The following is a 15,384-nucleotide window of genomic DNA, read 5'->3' on the forward strand; positions in this document are numbered from 1 at the left end:
ATAGAAACAGAAGCCACTGGAGCACCTCAAAAACACCATCATACACTAAATCAGTAAGTTGGCAGCATCACCAGCGTCGACTTTCTCCTGTATGCTCTGAAGGTATCATTTACTCTGATTTTTCACGCAGTGTGCCGGATAGTTTTCTGTCAGGATAGAGCCCTAGATGACACGGATGACCGCTGATGACCTGAATATGATCATGTCGCTAACATTCGCCATGGGTAAGATTATTAGCCAATCCCGCCCCATCTGTTCATTCTGCTCCTGAATGCCCCCCCGAAGTCAGCAGACTATGGCCTCGTTGCTGACATGCTCAGAGCCAACTCCTTACCCCCTTACGTAGAAGCAATCTCAGGCACCATTAGTGATTACGGTAACCGAGCAGTTGTATTACACCGAACCGACTACCGCTATCATCAACACCTATCTTTGGGGCATAAAAGCGTGGCATAAAGGAAGCAACTAGGCAGTGATTATGTAAGTACATCTGTAAAACGGACCATCCATTTTAAATATCCTCTGATACCCCTCAATATCCACCTCTAGCACAAAGCGGACAACCACGCTAGCTCTCCCCTGTACCATGAAAATTTCAATTCACATATGTATTAATGCTCTTTAGTCTCTTCACTTCAATAAATACTGAGAATCCCCCTGATAAAACGACAATATGCGCTGCATAACTTCGCTTTTACGGCACTCACTACAAATTATATTATGATGCCTGTCGTAGCGACGTATTTCTCCGTCAGGTAATGACCAGATAAGCTCCGGATCAACCATAGCCGGTTTATTCCCCTTTGCCCTCGAGAGTTTTTTGCGGGCGTTTTGCCAGTCCTTACGCGCCTGTTCAGACGGGAATAACCCGTAGCCGGAGTTGTATACATCGCCACTGGCAACCAGCTCTCTGGCAAGAACGCTCATCAGATATCTTGTCGCACCTGTCTTGGCTTTCAGTTGCCGTAACGTCTCGCGCCCACTCCGGCGTACTAGCTCAACAATCTGCCCTTTAATTTTTTCCCGCTCTTCCTGTGTAAATACTTTTGCCACAAGTCCTCCTGAAAATTACCTCATAACCTGAAATAAACACTTACCCCCTGAAGCCCGGCGGAATTTCGGTATCCGGTTCAGAAATATGATTCACACAACGCTGGTTGTTCGTGCCGCTTACCGGGAGCAACCAAGGGTTTTCAAAATTCCGGTCCGGTCCAAAAAACGTCGTAGCTCGCTGAACAAATTCCGTTCCCGTTTTCCTGGTAGCCGCCAGGTATCTTGCGTAACGCCTCACGCCATCCAGCATGGCCTCTGGTGACACCCCCTCGCGTAATCTGGCCTTCCAGGCACTGAAAGCGGATTTCTTCGGGTTTGCCCCAGCACGCAACGGATATTCCCGCCAGACCTGTTCGAACACATCCGGATAATCCACTCGTCCCACAGGCTGCCCGGTGTTTTCCGGGACTACCCGATCGGCTTCCCGCTGAATGGCGGAATCGGCTTCAGGCTGCTGCAGTTGGTGTGATTGCTCCGGCCTTGCGGTCATCACCTGCTGCACAGCGCCCGAATCGGCTTTCAGCGCATACGCTGAATCGGCTTCCGGTGTCGTGCCTGCTGGCTGACCAGGATTGACGGTCTGAACATCCCCTGCCTGGTTCGTGGCGTTTTTTACGCCATGGACCATAGTGTTTTGATCTTCTTGATCTGTATCTTTATCTGTATCTTTATCTGTCGTGACTCGTCGTGACATGTGCGTGACATTTCGTGACGCGCCGTGACAATCGCCATTTTGTTCCCGCTTTCTTTCCCTCTCTCGCTGCGCCCTCTTGCGCTCTGCAGGAGATTTTGCGGTTTGCGAAATATTGCCGTTGTCCTCTTTCAGCACCTGGCGTTTTTCCCATCCAGTGATTAAATCACCATCAAGTACCCGCCCCTGCATCGTCTGCAAAATTGAATCAATTACCTCTTCTGTCACGTCGAGCGCACTTGCTAAATCTTCTGTCGTGACATCAATGTGACCTCGCGTGACATTTCGTGACGCGCTCACCAGGAGGTGGATATACACTGCCATCACTGTTGCAATTGGCTGCCCTGACACCCTGGCAATTGTTCGCCACTTAGGGTCATTTGGCATGTCATGCCATAATCTGAGCCAGGCGTTAGCCATACTCACCTCTTCTGATACCGAATCTTTTTACTCACGAGTTGCCGGAAGCGATTCGATATGGCTATTATCACTCAATGCACTGCCACAGCATTTCCTGCCGGGCCACCACGGTTCATCTGATTGAAACCGGCGATTGCCACTGCGACAAAATCATCAGCGTCTCTCACCAGTCGCTCCCGCGTCTCCACCAGCTCCCGAAAATAAGCTGAACTGTGGCTGCGCATTCTGGCCACCAGCAAAGGTGGCATTGCCTTTTCGATCGCTGGTAACAACGCCTGAATTTTTTCAACTGCATCAGGGGTGTCTTTCTCTACCCAGCGGAAAATTTTCTGGGTATTGCGAGCCAGGGCTTCCGGATGGCTGTCGTCATACAGTTCTGGGAACGTCATACCCAGTTCAAAATAAGCCCTGGTTATTTCAGCTGCCGGAACTTTTTCACCGTCCGGATGCGCCCAGGCATTCATCGCCATGCGGATGTGTTCATGCTTGATTTTCATGAATCAAGCTCCTAGAAAGTGGTTGTGTTAACGTTTTGGTATCTTCCAGCTCGGGCCAAATATTCATCCAATCAAAAGGCCTTAGTTGCTGACGTGTAACTTCACCATTACTGGCTCGCTCAATAAGGACACATAACGATGCCCCTAACACTTGACCTTTACTCAATGCCTTTCTTAGATAACCGATGCTGGTACCACACTCGCATGCAAACATACGCTGTTCATCTGACGAAAGAGAATTGAGAAATATTCTTAATTCTTCCATAGCTACTCCTTAGTAAACACAGCAAAGAATACCTACAGGTAAACAAAAGTCAATACCCACAGGTTGTTTACCTTGCAGTAATCGCATCTATTATTTACCTATGGACAAATATGAATTTAGACGACAGCAACTCATCAAAATTCGTGATGAGAAATGCGATGGTAAAGCGGTTAACGTGGCCAGAAAGATCGGGCGCGAGCCTTCTTATGTATCAAGAATGTTGTACCCAGAGGGGAAAAAGGGAAAAAAACGGATCGCTGATGATATGGTGGAGATTATCGAAGAGTCCTTTGGGTTACCCCGGGGATGGATGGATGGTATCGTTTCATCATCAACGAACACAGCCTCCAGTTATGAAACAAGGGTTCTAACGCCACGACAACGTATTTTTTTAGATCTCTTAGACGAACTGCCAGAAAGTGAAGCGGATAACTTATTAAATACTCTTGAAGAGAAAAAACAGTATTACAATATGATCTACGAAGAAATCCGTAAAAAGAAAGCACAAAACGCATCATAGCTCACCAAACAACTAGTCACCAGTTAAGACACGGCAAAAAGTTACCCATGGGTATTTACTTTTTAAATACCTATGGGTATCCTTCTTTTCATACCAACTCACCCCGCTCCACAGAATGCAGGGCAATACTTCGAGTTACCAGGCAGTGGTCAGGGGTTAAGTAGCCAGCCCGAGGCGTAAGAACATGACGGCAGGGTTCAACTTTAATAACTATGCAGCAGGTTTTTGTTCCGCTACCCCGGCGTTAAGGGGAAATGAGGTCAGCATGGATACTTTCGATCTTGGCAACAGCGAATCTCTGGTATGTGGCGTGTTCCCCAACCAGGACGGTACGTTCACCGCGATGACATATACCAAAAGCAAAACGTTTAAAACCGAATCTGGCGCGCGTTGCTGGTTAGCCAGAAACACTGACTGATGAGGCTGACGATGGAATTTAAAGATTTACCGTCTGATGTACAGAAAACAGCAGCTCATACATTGCATTCTGTGCTGCGAGAAATCGGGAAAGATATTGCAAGCGAGCCAGCAAAAGATCTGGCCCGGAAAATCAAGACCGCTTTCGTTGAGCTTTATAATGTTGGCACTGACTCTGAAACTGTCGAGACCAAGACCGTAAGTTCACCAATATTCTCACTTGAGCCAGGCGTATTAGCAGGTGAAATATGCACCGAGATTTCCAGCGAACTGCTTCCGGTAATACGAGAAGCAATTTGCCGTCGCGGTTTGGATGGAAGTTACGATCATGACGTCCTGCAAGTTCTCAGGACAATGGTGACTTCACTGGGGATTTGATCCCTGCGTCCTCTAACCTTTTGATATAGCGGTCCTCCAAGAAGCGGTAAATTTTGTCGAAATCATCTTTCCCCTCTGGTTTATTCAGAGGATTACAGGACCCGTAAGTAGCGGCATACATTTCAACCGTTTTATCAAAAATATAAGAGACAAATTCTTCTTTAGTCATATAGATTTCCTTCTTGGTTATTCGGGATAAGAAGGATACCACCTCGCCTGACGTGGTTAAAAGCAGGCACACAACACGAAAGCGCACGGCGAAGTTCGTCTCACTGTACGGTGTCGTTAAATTTAATTCGACCGTGCGCTTCCGGTTGTGGCAACCCGCGAAATGGCGCGGCGGTAAGTATGGCGGGGTTATTCCTTCCCCGTTGAGGACACCGAGTTGTCAGGTTGACCATACGCTTAAGTGACAACCCCGCTGCAACGCCCTCTGTTATCAATTTTCTGGTGACGTTTGGCGGTATCAGTTTTACTCCGTGACTGCTCTGCCGCCGTTTTTAAAGTGAATTTTGTGATGCGGTGAATGCGGCTAAGCGCACGCGGAACAGTTAAAACCAAAAACAGTGTTATGGGTGGATTCTCTGTATCCGGCGTTAATTGTTAACTGGTTAACGTCACCTGGAGGCACCAGGCACTGCATCACAAAATTCATTGTTGAGGACGCGATAATGAAAACGTTATTACCAAACGTTAATACGTCTGAAGGTTGTTTTGAAATTGGTGTCACTATCAGTAACCCTGTATTTACTGAAGATGCCATTAACAAGAGAAAACAAGAACGGGAGCTATTAAATAAAATATGCATTGTTTCAATGCTGGCTCGTTTACGTCTGATGCCAAAAGGATGTGCACAATGAATTCAGCATTTGCGCTTGTTCTGACAGTTTTTCTTGTTTCCGGAGAGCCAGTTGATATTGCAGTCAGTGTTCACAGGACAATGCAGGAGTGTATGACTGCAGCAACCGAACAGAAAATTCCCGGTAACTGTTACCCGGTCGATAAAGTTATTCACCAGGATAATATCGAAATCCCGGCAGGTCTTTAAAACAGTTCCGTAATAAATATCCGGTTTCATTCTTATATGCCAGCAATGGCAGGGATTTGTTCATCCTTAAATCTGTCATGAGGTTAAAACAAAATGAGTAAAGTCTTTATTTGCGCCGCTATTCCTGACGAACTGGCAACAAGGGAAGAAGGCGCTGTGGCTGTAGCCACAGCCATTGAAGCTGGCGACGAACGCCGTGCTCGAGCAAAATTTCACTGGCAGTTCCTGGAACATTATACGGCTGCTCAGGACTGCGCTTATAAATTTATTGTCTGCGAGGATAAACCTGGCATACCCCGCCCTGCCCTCGATTCATGGGATGCTGAATATATGCAGGAAAACCGCTGGGATGAGGAGTCTGCTTCTTTTGTCCCGGTTGAGACTAAATCCGATCCGATGAACGTCACTTTTGACAAGCTGGCCCCTGAAGTACAGAACGCTGTCATGGTTAAGTTCGACACATGTGAAAACATCACCGTTGATATGGTTATTAGCGCACAGGAATTGTTGCAGGAAGACATGGCAACATTCGACGGACATATCGTTGAAGCGTTGATGAAAATGCCAGAAGTTAACGCCATGTATCCGGAGCTTAAGTTGCACGCCATTGGGTGGGTTAAGCATAAATGTATTCCTGGTGCTAAATGGCCCGAAATTCAGGCAGAGATGCGCATCTGGAAAAAACGTCGCGAAGGTGAACGCAAGGAAACCGGAAAATACACGTCTGTTGTTGATCTCGCCCGCACCAGAGCCAATCAACAGTACACTGAAAATTCAACAGGAAAAATCAGCCCGGTCATTGCTGCCATTCATCGCGAATACAAGCAGACATGGAAAACACTGGATGACGAACTGGCCTACGCTCTCTGGCCTGGTGATGTGGATGCCGGAAACATTGACGGCAGCATCCATCGCTGGGCAAAAAAAGAAGTTATCGACAACGACCGCGAAGACCGGAAGCGTATCTCGGCATCAATGCGCAAACAGCCTGATGCCCTTCGCTACGACCGCCAAACTATTTTTGGCCTTGTCCGTGAGCGTCCGATCGACATTCACAAAGAACCCGTAGCACTGAACAAATATATCTGCGAATACCTGACAACAAAGGGCGTGTTTGAGAATGAAGAAACAGACCTGGGCACTGTTGATGTTCTCCAGTCATCAGAAACACAAACTGATGCAGTGGAAACTGAGGTATCTGATATCCCAAAAAATGAAACCGCGCCGGAAGCTGAACCATCTGTAGAGCGTGAGGGGCCGTTCTATTTCCTCTTCGCAGATAAGGACGGAGAAAAATACGGTCGCGCAAACAAACTTTCTGGTCTGGATAAGGCACTGGCTGCTGGCGCCACTGAAATCACTAAAGAAGAATATTTTGCCCGAAAAAATGGCACATACACGGGCTTACCGCAAAATGTAGATACCGCTGAAGATTCAGAACAACCAGAACCGATAAAAGTTACCGCTGACGAAGTAAACAAAATTATGCAGGCAGCCAATATCAGCCAGCCTGACGCCGATAAGTTGCTTGCAGCATCACGTGGTGAATTTGTTGAAGGGATTAGTGACCCGAATGATCCGAAATGGGTTAAGGGGATCCAGACCCGCGATTCTGTGAACCAGAACCAGCATGAATCGGAACGGAACTACCAAAAAGCGGAACAAAACAGCCCAAATGCGTTACAAAACGAGCCAGAAACGAAACAGCCTGAACCAGTGGCGCAACAGGAAGTGGAAAAAGTCTGCACCGCCTGCGGTCAGACCGGCGGCGGCAACTGCCCTGATTGTGGCGCGGTGATGGGCGACGCAACATACCAGGAAACATTCGATGAAGAGTATCAGGTTGAAGTTCAGGAAGATGATCCGAAGGAAATGGAAGGCGCTGAACATCCACACAAGGAGAACACTGGCGGCAATCAGCATCACGATAGCGATAATGAAACTGGCGAGACGGCAGATCACTCAATTAAGGTGAACGGTCATCACGAAATCACATCCACCAGCAGGACGTGTGACCATCTAATGATCGACCTTGAAACCATGGGAAAAAATCCTGATGCCCCGATCATCTCAATAGGTGCAATATTTTTCGATCCGCAAACCGGAGATATGGGACCGGAATTTAGTAAGACTATCGATCTGGAAACTGCTGGCGGAGTCATTGATCGGGACACCATTAAATGGTGGCTTAAGCAATCACGCGAAGCGCAATCTGCCATTATGACCGATGAAATCCCGTTAGATGATGCACTGTTACAATTGCGGGAATTTATCGACGAAAACTCCGGTGAATTTTTTGTTCAGGTCTGGGGAAATGGAGCCAACTTCGACAACATGATTTTGCGCCGTTCATACGAACGGCAGGGGATCCCCTGCCCGTGGCGTTACTACAACGATCGCGATGTACGCACAATCGTTGAGCTGGGGAAAGCCATAGACTTCGATGCCAGAACGGCTATTCCATTCGAAGGTGAGCGCCATAATGCACTTGATGACGCCCGTTACCAGGCAAAATACGTTTCAGTTATCTGGCAAAAACTGATCCCGAGTCAGGCTGATTCTTAATGTTCAACTGTCGCCGGTTGTGACTGGTATTCTGCAACCGGCGCTCGTCTGATGTAAGAGATAAAGAAATCGATGAGCGAAGTAATCATGATTGTCTCTCCCGGCAAATGGGTATCCGAAGAGCAGTTAATTGCGCTGAAAGGAATAAAAAAAGGTACGTTAAAAAAGGCCCGGGAAAAATCGTTTATGGAAGGAAGGGAATATAAGCATGTCGCTCATGACGGTATGCCATGGGATAACAGTCCATGCTTTTACAACCTGGAAGAAATTGATCGCTGGATTGAGCGCCAGGCATCAGCAAGACCAAGACGTCATCTTACTTGACTAAAAGCCACACTAACTAATGAGAGAAGTTGAAATGAAATATCCGACAGGCGTGGAAAACCATGGAGGGAAATTACGTATCTGGTTTGTTTATAAAGGCGTAAGAGTCAGGGAAAATCTGGGGGTTCCTGACACAGCAAAAAACAGGCGCGTTGCAGGTGAACTACGCTCCTCTGTTTGTTACGCAATAAAAACTGGTGTTTTCGACTATGCAAAACAGTTTCCCTCCTCACGCAATCTGGAAAAATTTGGTGAGGCCCGACAAGATTTAACCATAAAAGAACTGGCTGAAAAATTTCTGGCACTGAAAGAAACTGAAGTCGCCAAAACATCACTCAACACATACCGTGCCGTCATCAAAAATATCCTGAGCATAATCGGTGAAAAAAATCTTGCCTCATCGATTAGTAAAGAAAAATTACTGGAGGTTCGTAAAGAGCTACTGACTGGATACCAGATCCCCAAAAGTAACTATATTGTTACACAACCAGGGAGATCGGCTGTAACTGTAAATAATTACATGACAAATCTTAACGCCGTGTTCCAGTTTGGTGTTGATAACGGTTACCTGGCAGATAATCCGTTTAAGGGGATCTCGCCATTAAAGGAATCAAGAACCATTCCGGATCCTCTTTCGCGGGAGGAATTTATCCGTCTTATCGATGCGTGCAGAAATCAGCAAGCAAAAAATTTATGGTGTGTTTCTGTTTATACTGGCGTTCGCCCTGGTGAGCTGTGTGCACTTGGATGGGAGGACATAGATCTGAAAAATGGAACAATGATGATCAGGAGAAATTTAGCAAAAGACCGTTTCACGGTACCAAAAACACAGGCTGGAACCAATCGGGTCATTCATCTTATTAAGCCAGCAATCGACGCTCTCCGGAGTCAGATGACATTAACGAGACTGAGTAAAGAGCATATCATTGATGTTCACCTCAGAGAGTATGGCAGAACAGAAAAACAAAAATGCACCTTTGTTTTTCAACCTGAAGTGTCAGCGAGAGTAAAAAATTATGGTGACCATTTTACCGTTGACTCAATAAGGCAGATGTGGGACGCAGCGATAAAACGTGCCGGACTCCGCCATCGAAAATCATATCAGTCGAGACATACTTATGCCTGCTGGTCGCTGACAGCTGGTGCCAACCCGGCATTTATAGCAAACCAGATGGGCCATGCAGATGCGCAAATGGTATTTCAGGTATACGGAAAATGGATGTCTGAAAACAATAATGCACAGCTAGCTTTGTTAAATACACAGTTAAGCGAGTTTGCCCCAACCATGCCCCATAATGAAGCAATAAAAAATTAATTTAATATTTATCAAATAGTTAACACACATGACTCTTGAAATCCATAAATTCAAGCGCAGTGCCCAGCCATCCCGATACTGCTGCTTTCACCAAATCCTTAGTGCTTCTTTCGTGTTTTTCTATTGTCATAATGGTTATCTCTAAAAAAGAGGTAAGATGCGTACTACTTACTCGCCGTTATTGGTATTATTCAGAAAAAGTGAGTAAGACTTTGCAGCAATGTTTTTGATCCTGTTCAAATAAACTAATGGCATCAGCAACATGCTGGAAATCAAACGTATGGGTAATTAATTTTTCTGGTTTAATTAACCCTTTACTTAACCAGTCGATAACGACCGGGAATTTATTTGCATTTAAGCGTGAAGAGAAAATAGAGAGTTCTTTTCCGGTAATTCCTTGCTGAATCACTTCAGACGGTTCACTGGAGAAACCCATCAATACAATACGTGCCGCTGGAGAAGCCAGCGTTACGGCCTCTTTCAGGATAGAAGGATGACAAGCCGCATCAATAATTAATGTCGGCTTGATGCCTTTTTTAGTGAAAATCTCGCCAAGCGGTGTCTGGCTGTTATTAATCGCCCAGTCAGCCCCGCTCTCTTTCGCTTTTTCCAGTCGTTCATCAATGCGATCGGCAACAATCACATTTTTAACGTTATAGACGCCTTTTAATACCTGAACGATCGTCAGGCCGATTGGACCGGCACCATAAACCAGAACGGTATCATTTTCAGTCGGTTGACCATGTCCGGTTACGTTAGCCGCAATGGTAAAAGGTTCGATCATTACCGCATATTGATCGGCCACTGCTTCAGGAATTTTCCACGCATTTTTTGCCGGAACCACGGCATATTCACTGAAACCACCGTCAGCGTGCACACCTAATACAGCCAGTGTCGTACAAACGTTCGGTTTACCTATAGAGCACGGATAGCAATGCCCACAGCTGACCACCGGATCGACAGCAACACGTTCACCGACTCTGGCGCTTTCCACGCCTTCACCCACTGCATCAATGACGCCAAAGAATTCATGACCAATGACGCGCGGATATTTCGCAAAAGGATTATGCCCACGATAAATATGGCTATCTGAACCACAAATTCCGGCAAGTTTCACTTTTACTCGTACTTCACCCGCTGACGGGGTGGGTATTTCACGTTCGACAATCGCCAGTTGATTCGGTTTTTCAATTAATATGCTTTTCATTATCTTACTCCTTACCAGTTCCACAGCGTGCCATCTTCCAGACGTGCGACTGGTAGATAAGCAGGTTCATAGGGATATTTCGCCGCCAGCTTTTCATCGAATTCGATACCAAGACCCGGTTTGTCTCCCGGATGCATATAGCCGTTATCGAAAGTCCAGTTGTGCGGGAAGACTTCGAGCATTTGTTCGGAATAACCCATGTATTCCTGGACACCGAAATTGGGGACCCACAGATCAAAGTGCAGCGCCGCAGCCATGCAGACTGGTGACAAATCGGAAGGACCGTGTGAGCCAGTACGTACCTGATACAGCGAAGCAAAATCGGCAATCCGGCGCATACCGGTAATTCCGCCTGCATGGGTCAGCGTGGTGCGGATATAATCGATGAGTTGCTCTTCAATCAGTTGTTTGCAGTCCCAGATGCTGTTGAAGACTTCACCCACTGCGATGGGTGTGACGGTATGTTGGCGAATGAGACGGAAGCATTCCTGGTTTTCCGCAGGCGTCGGGTCTTCCATCCAGAACATGCGATAATCTTCAATGCTTTTACCAAAGCGCGCCGCTTCAATAGGCGTTAAGCGATGGTGCATGTCATGCAGCAAATGTTCATTAAAACCAAACTTGTTACGTACCGCGTCAAACAATTTCGGCATGAAATCGAGGTATTTCTCCGTCGACCACAGCTGCTCTTCCGGCCACTGTCCTTTGGTTGCGGGTTCATAAGCCAGACCTTTACCTTTCGACATGCCGTAGGTGGTTTTCATACCAGGGATTCCGCACTGCACGCGGATGGCTTTGAATCCAAGCTCTTGATGACGGGCATAATCATCCAGAGCTTCATCAATACTGTGACCGGTGGTATGGCAATAAACCATCACCCCTTCACGAGACGCGCCGCCGAGTAACTGGTAAAGCGGCATGTTGGCAGCTTTGGCTTTAATATCCCACAGCGCCATATCAACCGCTGAAATGGCCGACATCGTAACCGGACCGCGACGCCAGTAAGCACCTTTATAGAAAAACTGCCAGATATCTTCGATACGGTGCGCACCGCGACCAATAAGCTGCGGACAAAGGTGATCCTGCAAATAAGAGGCCACGGAAAGCTCACGTCCATTGAGGGTGGCATCCCCAAGGCCCGTAATACCGTCCTCAGTGGTGATTTTTAATGTGACGAAATTACGCCCCGGACAGGTAACAAAAACTTCAGCCTTTACGATCTTCATGTTCGATTCCTTGCATCGCTTGTCGTGATGCATGAAATCTACGCAACTGAGCTACTACCATACAAGAATAAAGATCGAAAAAAGCCGGAGTGATCACAAAAAAAGGCGTATATTTGCGCTGTGAATGGTTGACAAAAGATGAAATAGAATACCTTTTGTCAGCTGACACTTCCTCTTATCTTATTGATAAAATGGATTTATGTTCCTACGTGCGCCCCCAGCCCGCAACAATGATCAACATGCCGCAAAGCGCAATCAACGCACCCGTCCAGTCATAAAGAGTCAGTTTCACGCCATCCACAACGCGCAGCCACATCAACGCCGTGCAGACATAAACGCCACCATAAGCCGCGTAAACACGCCCACTCGCCGCTGGATGCAACGTTAACAACCAGACAAACAGCGCCAGTGAAATCCCCGCCGGAAGCAACAGCCAGATACTGGCGTTTCGTTTTAACCACAACCAGGGCAGAAAGCATCCAATAATTTCACACAGCGCAGTAGCAAAAAATAGTAACGTTGTTTTAATCATCTTTGTCTCTTATTGACATCATGTATAGTTATAGGGCGACATAATATCATCAATATAAACACCCTCCTGGTACGTTTTGCGTCCGCAGTGGATGGTGTAGAATCACCTTTAATCATTCATACAGGGAATGAATTATGAAAATCACTCTCAGCAAACGAATCGGCCTGCTCGCTATTCTGCTGCCTTGCGCACTGGCATTGAGCACAACTGTTCATGCCGAAACTAACAAACTGGTGATTGAGTCTGGCGACAGTGCACAAAGCCGCCAGCACGCCGCTATGGAAAAAGAGCAATGGAATGACACGCGCAATCTGCGCCAGAAAGTGAATAAACGCACTGAAAAAGAGTGGGATAAAGCCGACGCCGCTTTTGATAACCGCGATAAATGTGAGCAAAGCGCCAACATCAATGCCTACTGGGAGCCCAATACTTTGCGCTGCCTGGACCGTCGAACTGGCCGCGTTATTACCCCCTAACCTGTTATTGATTTAAGGAATGTAAGGACACGTTATGCCAAGCGCCCACAGTGTTAAGCTACGCCCGCTGGAGCGTGAAGATTTACGCTATGTACATCAACTCGACAATAACGCCAGTGTGATGCGTTACTGGTTTGAGGAACCCTACGAAGCCTTTGTTGAACTCTCTGATCTGTATGATAAGCATATTCACGATCAGAGCGAACGGCGCTTTGTGGTGGAATGTGACGGCGAAAAAGCCGGTCTGGTGGAGCTGGTGGAAATTAACCATGTTCATCGCCGCGCAGAATTTCAGATAATTATCTCCCCGGAGTATCAGGGGAAAGGTCTGGCAACCCGTGCCGCCAAATTAGCAATGGACTATGGCTTTACCGTTCTCAATCTCTATAAGCTGTATCTGATCGTTGATAAAGAGAATGAAAAAGCGATTCACATTTACCGCAAGCTTGGCTTTTCGGTTGAAGGTGAATTGATGCACGAGTTCTTTATTAATGGTCAATATCGTAATGCCATTCGCATGTGTATATTCCAGCATCAGTATCTGGCAGAGCACAAAACACCGGGTCAGACTCTCCTGAAGCCGACCGCACAATAGCATTAATAATAATCGATCGTATTTTTGATGGTGTAAACCCGTTCGACGGCGGGTTTTACTCCTTCATCAACAATGATTAGCTGACAGTCCACCGGATTAGCGTGACTGTCATATTCACAGCTCTGTTTTACATTACCAACCCGTTGATTATTCAGTAAAGTAACCGCTGTGTAATCTAATTTTTTGATCGGATCCGTTGATGGCGTGGCGCTGACAGATAATGTTTTGTCGTTACTTTTCGTGGTTTTACCCAGCGGATAACCCTGATCATCATAGCGATATTCCATCTGCATTTGTTTGCTGCTGGCTTTAATCACGAAGCCATTATCATCGGTTTCCCAACTCACCCCGGCAGAAGGTAATTCTGCTAGCTGGCATTTTCCCTGTAAACGTACTCTCTTCTCCAGCGTCTCGGCATCACGGTAATAATTGGCGTCCAGTACCAGAGCGACCACGGTATTATTTTCCAGATCCAGTAATTCGAGTGAATCAAAACAGCCTTCTTCCGACAAAGTCCCAGAAACACGTTTCGTCACTTCACCTTGCTCATCCATTAATGTCTGAGTGAAATCTTTTACCGGACCACGCAGCGGATCAAAATCGAATTCATTAGAGAAACTGGCCATCTCAGGGGTAAATGAAAGTGTTACCTCTGTGCGGTCACATCCTGTGAGGAATATCGCGAGTAAGCATGGTAGTAATTTGTATTTCACAACAGTCACCAGAGAGTAGAGATGATTCTCAATCATAGTAGCAAATACAGTGCTTTACACGTTAAATGCTATGCTTAAAGAAGTTATCTTCGCGTAAGGAGCTTATGATGAAACTCTCAACCTGCTGTGCCGCGCTTCTGCTCGCCCTCGCCTCACCCGCGGTACTCGCCGCGCCGGGATCCTGTGAGCGCATACAGAGCGATATATCACAGCGCATTATCAATAATGGCGTACCCGAAAGCAGCTTCACGTTAAGTATTGTACCCAATGACCAGGTTGATCAGCCTGATTCCCAGGTCGTCGGCCATTGCGCTAATGATACGCATAAAATTCTCTATACCCGCACCACCAGCGGTAACGTCTCTGCTCCCGCGCAGTCTAGCCAGGATGGCGCGCCTGCCGAACCGCAGTAACACATTATCGACTGAACGCCGGATATGACACATCCGGCGATTTGAACATACAACATAATCCCACCATATTACTCATACCCTTCTATTGATGTGGATTAATAATTCTTAACCCAAAATGGGTAGACTCCCTCTATTGTTAGCGCGCTAAATATTCAATATATAAACATTTATATAACGATAAAGAACAGGGAGTGAGTTATGTCCAAAAATGAACGAATGGTGGGCATCAGCCGCAGAACACTCGTTAAATCTACCGCGATAGGTTCTCTGGCGCTGGCTGCAGGCGGTTTTTCTTTACCGTTCACCCTACGCAGTGCAGCGGCAGCGGTACAACAGGCCAGCGAGAAAGTGGTCTGGGGTGCCTGTTCCGTCAACTGTGGTAGCCGCTGTGCACTTCGTCTACATGTTAAAGATAATGAAGTGATCTGGGTGGAAACTGACAACACCGGCAACGACGAGTATGGCAATCATCAAGTACGCGCCTGTTTGCGCGGTCGCTCCATCCGCCGGCGTATTAATCATCCCGATCGCTTGAATTACCCAATGAAACGCGTGGGTAAACGCGGTGAAGGCAAATTCGAACGGATTAGCTGGGATGAAGCCCTGGATACTATCGCCAGTAGTCTGAAAAAAACCGTCGAACAATATGGCAATGGGTGATGCTGCCAACTTACTGATTTAGTGTATGATGGTGTTTTTGAGGTGCTCCAGTGGCTTCTGTTTCTATCA

Annotated in this window: 20 protein-coding genes and 1 pseudogene; 12 read left to right on the forward strand and 9 right to left on the reverse strand. The window is 46.8% G+C overall.

Going from position 1 to position 15,384, the window contains the following annotated elements; genetic code table 11:
• Positions 1-630: 630 nt before the first annotated feature.
• The 4 genes from RTW80_RS20665 to RTW80_RS20680 form a co-directional block, all read right to left on the reverse strand.
• Complete coding sequence (locus RTW80_RS20665; protein WP_073476951.1) at positions 631-1,053, reverse strand: DUF977 family protein; 423 nt, start codon at positions 1,051-1,053, stop codon at positions 631-633.
• 40 nt (positions 1,054-1,093) lie between these two features.
• Positions 1,094-2,164 carry a phage replisome organizer gene (locus RTW80_RS20670; protein ID WP_112869013.1) on the reverse strand — a complete coding sequence of 357 codons (1,071 nt, stop codon included), beginning with the start codon at positions 2,162-2,164 and terminating at the stop codon, positions 1,094-1,096.
• 71 nt (positions 2,165-2,235) lie between these two features.
• On the reverse strand, positions 2,236-2,661 hold the full coding sequence (locus tag RTW80_RS20675; protein ID WP_000693835.1) for a toxin YdaT family protein: 426 nt from the start codon (positions 2,659-2,661) through the stop codon (positions 2,236-2,238).
• On the reverse strand, positions 2,645-2,926 hold the full coding sequence (locus RTW80_RS20680) for a transcriptional regulator (RefSeq protein WP_000391950.1): 282 nt from the start codon (positions 2,924-2,926) through the stop codon (positions 2,645-2,647). Before RTW80_RS20680 ends, RTW80_RS20675 begins: the two co-directional genes overlap by 17 nt.
• A gap of 100 nt (positions 2,927-3,026) precedes the next feature.
• Here RTW80_RS20680 and RTW80_RS20685 point away from each other — a divergent pair, with 100 nt between their 5' ends.
• The 3 genes from RTW80_RS20685 to RTW80_RS20695 all read left to right on the forward strand — a co-directional run bounded on the left by RTW80_RS20685 (position 3,027) and on the right by RTW80_RS20695 (position 4,241).
• Complete coding sequence (locus RTW80_RS20685) at positions 3,027-3,446, forward strand: hypothetical protein (protein WP_312720017.1); 420 nt, start codon at positions 3,027-3,029, stop codon at positions 3,444-3,446.
• Positions 3,447-3,711: 265 nt separating this feature from the next.
• A complete protein-coding gene (locus RTW80_RS20690; RefSeq protein WP_124064057.1) occupies positions 3,712-3,864 on the forward strand; it encodes a DUF1391 family protein in 153 nt (50 codons plus the stop codon).
• A gap of 11 nt (positions 3,865-3,875) precedes the next feature.
• Complete coding sequence (locus tag RTW80_RS20695) at positions 3,876-4,241, forward strand: hypothetical protein (protein ID WP_023281935.1); 366 nt, start codon at positions 3,876-3,878, stop codon at positions 4,239-4,241.
• On the opposite strand, the gene RTW80_RS20700 is transcribed toward RTW80_RS20695, so the two are convergent.
• The gene (locus RTW80_RS20700; protein WP_000159335.1) at positions 4,210-4,410 is read right to left on the reverse strand and encodes a hypothetical protein; all 201 of its coding nucleotides are present in this window, start codon (positions 4,408-4,410) and stop codon (positions 4,210-4,212) included. The two genes, RTW80_RS20695 and RTW80_RS20700, sit on opposite strands and share 32 nt — an antisense overlap.
• 502 nt (positions 4,411-4,912) lie before the next feature.
• Between RTW80_RS20700 and dicB the strand changes: the two genes are divergently transcribed.
• From dicB to RTW80_RS20725, 5 genes are all read left to right on the forward strand, one after another.
• Complete coding sequence (gene dicB / locus RTW80_RS20705; protein WP_000854559.1) at positions 4,913-5,101, forward strand: cell division inhibition protein DicB; 189 nt, start codon at positions 4,913-4,915, stop codon at positions 5,099-5,101.
• Positions 5,098-5,289 carry a lysis protein YdfD gene (gene ydfD, locus RTW80_RS20710; RefSeq protein WP_001083273.1) on the forward strand — a complete coding sequence of 64 codons (192 nt, stop codon included), beginning with the start codon at positions 5,098-5,100 and terminating at the stop codon, positions 5,287-5,289. Before dicB ends, ydfD begins: the two co-directional genes overlap by 4 nt.
• Positions 5,290-5,382: 93 nt before the next feature.
• Complete coding sequence (locus RTW80_RS20715) at positions 5,383-7,854, forward strand: 3'-5' exoribonuclease domain-containing protein (protein WP_312720025.1); 2,472 nt, start codon at positions 5,383-5,385, stop codon at positions 7,852-7,854.
• A gap of 72 nt (positions 7,855-7,926) precedes the next feature.
• Positions 7,927-8,178, forward strand: coding sequence for an excisionase family protein (locus RTW80_RS20720; protein WP_000005552.1), 252 nt, complete (start codon positions 7,927-7,929; stop codon positions 8,176-8,178).
• A 34-nt stretch (positions 8,179-8,212) separates the two neighbouring features.
• The gene (locus RTW80_RS20725; RefSeq protein WP_124064059.1) at positions 8,213-9,493 is read left to right on the forward strand and encodes a tyrosine-type recombinase/integrase; all 1,281 of its coding nucleotides are present in this window, start codon (positions 8,213-8,215) and stop codon (positions 9,491-9,493) included.
• 187 nt (positions 9,494-9,680) lie between these two features.
• Here the strand turns inward: RTW80_RS20725 and RTW80_RS20730 are convergent, their stop codons facing one another.
• From RTW80_RS20730 to RTW80_RS20740, 3 genes are all read right to left on the reverse strand, one after another.
• The gene (locus RTW80_RS20730) at positions 9,681-10,700 is read right to left on the reverse strand and encodes a Zn-dependent oxidoreductase (protein ID WP_063119192.1); all 1,020 of its coding nucleotides are present in this window, start codon (positions 10,698-10,700) and stop codon (positions 9,681-9,683) included.
• 11 nt (positions 10,701-10,711) lie between these two features.
• Positions 10,712-11,926 (reverse strand): starvation-sensing protein RspA, encoded by a 1,215-nt coding sequence (gene rspA / locus RTW80_RS20735; RefSeq protein WP_032247486.1) that lies wholly within the window; start codon positions 11,924-11,926, stop codon positions 10,712-10,714.
• Between the two features lie 205 nt (positions 11,927-12,131).
• Entirely contained in the window at positions 12,132-12,458 is a 327-nt protein-coding gene (locus RTW80_RS20740) for a YnfA family protein (protein WP_000598292.1), read from the reverse strand.
• 134 nt (positions 12,459-12,592) lie between these two features.
• On the opposite strand from RTW80_RS20740, the gene RTW80_RS20745 reads away from it, so the two are divergent.
• Together RTW80_RS20745 and speG are read left to right on the forward strand one after the other, a co-directional pair.
• Positions 12,593-12,934 (forward strand): DUF1283 family protein, encoded by a 342-nt coding sequence (locus tag RTW80_RS20745; protein WP_000705211.1) that lies wholly within the window; start codon positions 12,593-12,595, stop codon positions 12,932-12,934.
• A gap of 34 nt (positions 12,935-12,968) precedes the next feature.
• Positions 12,969-13,529, forward strand: coding sequence for a spermidine N1-acetyltransferase (speG, locus tag RTW80_RS20750; protein ID WP_001138581.1), 561 nt, complete (start codon positions 12,969-12,971; stop codon positions 13,527-13,529).
• A 2-nt stretch (positions 13,530-13,531) separates the two neighbouring features.
• Here the strand turns inward: speG and RTW80_RS20755 are convergent, their stop codons facing one another.
• A complete protein-coding gene (locus RTW80_RS20755; protein WP_001321287.1) occupies positions 13,532-14,242 on the reverse strand; it encodes a YnfC family lipoprotein in 711 nt (236 codons plus the stop codon).
• 107 nt (positions 14,243-14,349) lie between these two features.
• Between RTW80_RS20755 and RTW80_RS20760 the strand changes: the two genes are divergently transcribed.
• Together RTW80_RS20760 and RTW80_RS20765 are read left to right on the forward strand one after the other, a co-directional pair.
• Positions 14,350-14,655 (forward strand): DUF1161 domain-containing protein, encoded by a 306-nt coding sequence (locus RTW80_RS20760; RefSeq protein ID WP_001300836.1) that lies wholly within the window; start codon positions 14,350-14,352, stop codon positions 14,653-14,655.
• Positions 14,656-14,853: 198 nt separating this feature from the next.
• Positions 14,854-15,309, forward strand: a pseudogene (locus tag RTW80_RS20765) (molybdopterin-dependent oxidoreductase); the annotation flags it as partial.
• Positions 15,310-15,384: the final 75 nt, after the last annotated feature.

The organism is Escherichia sp. AM3 (assembly GCF_032029835.1).
In the GTDB taxonomy this organism is placed as follows: Bacteria; Pseudomonadota; Gammaproteobacteria; order Enterobacterales; family Enterobacteriaceae; genus Escherichia; species Escherichia coli.

Excerpts from the sequence above, each read along its gene's own strand:
- RTW80_RS20670 (WP_112869013.1), bottom strand. The coding sequence starts at position 2,164 with ATGGCTAACGCCTGGCTCAGATTATGGCATGACATGCCAAATGACCCT.
- RTW80_RS20675 (WP_000693835.1), bottom strand. The coding sequence starts at position 2,661 with ATGAAAATCAAGCATGAACACATCCGCATGGCGATGAATGCCTGGGCG.
- RTW80_RS20680 (WP_000391950.1), bottom strand. The coding sequence starts at position 2,926 with ATGGAAGAATTAAGAATATTTCTCAATTCTCTTTCGTCAGATGAACAG.
- RTW80_RS20685 (WP_312720017.1), top strand. The coding sequence starts at position 3,027 with ATGGACAAATATGAATTTAGACGACAGCAACTCATCAAAATTCGTGAT.
- RTW80_RS20690 (WP_124064057.1), top strand. The coding sequence starts at position 3,712 with ATGGATACTTTCGATCTTGGCAACAGCGAATCTCTGGTATGTGGCGTG.
- RTW80_RS20695 (WP_023281935.1), top strand. The coding sequence starts at position 3,876 with ATGGAATTTAAAGATTTACCGTCTGATGTACAGAAAACAGCAGCTCAT.
- RTW80_RS20700 (WP_000159335.1), bottom strand. The coding sequence starts at position 4,410 with ATGACTAAAGAAGAATTTGTCTCTTATATTTTTGATAAAACGGTTGAA.
- dicB (WP_000854559.1), top strand. The coding sequence starts at position 4,913 with ATGAAAACGTTATTACCAAACGTTAATACGTCTGAAGGTTGTTTTGAA.
- ydfD (WP_001083273.1), top strand. The coding sequence starts at position 5,098 with ATGAATTCAGCATTTGCGCTTGTTCTGACAGTTTTTCTTGTTTCCGGA.
- RTW80_RS20715 (WP_312720025.1), top strand. The coding sequence starts at position 5,383 with ATGAGTAAAGTCTTTATTTGCGCCGCTATTCCTGACGAACTGGCAACA.
- RTW80_RS20720 (WP_000005552.1), top strand. The coding sequence starts at position 7,927 with ATGAGCGAAGTAATCATGATTGTCTCTCCCGGCAAATGGGTATCCGAA.
- RTW80_RS20725 (WP_124064059.1), top strand. The coding sequence starts at position 8,213 with ATGAAATATCCGACAGGCGTGGAAAACCATGGAGGGAAATTACGTATC.
- RTW80_RS20730 (WP_063119192.1), bottom strand. The coding sequence starts at position 10,700 with ATGAAAAGCATATTAATTGAAAAACCGAATCAACTGGCGATTGTCGAA.
- rspA (WP_032247486.1), bottom strand. The coding sequence starts at position 11,926 with ATGAAGATCGTAAAGGCTGAAGTTTTTGTTACCTGTCCGGGGCGTAAT.
- RTW80_RS20740 (WP_000598292.1), bottom strand. The coding sequence starts at position 12,458 with ATGATTAAAACAACGTTACTATTTTTTGCTACTGCGCTGTGTGAAATT.
- RTW80_RS20745 (WP_000705211.1), top strand. The coding sequence starts at position 12,593 with ATGAAAATCACTCTCAGCAAACGAATCGGCCTGCTCGCTATTCTGCTG.
- speG (WP_001138581.1), top strand. The coding sequence starts at position 12,969 with ATGCCAAGCGCCCACAGTGTTAAGCTACGCCCGCTGGAGCGTGAAGAT.
- RTW80_RS20760 (WP_001300836.1), top strand. The coding sequence starts at position 14,350 with ATGAAACTCTCAACCTGCTGTGCCGCGCTTCTGCTCGCCCTCGCCTCA.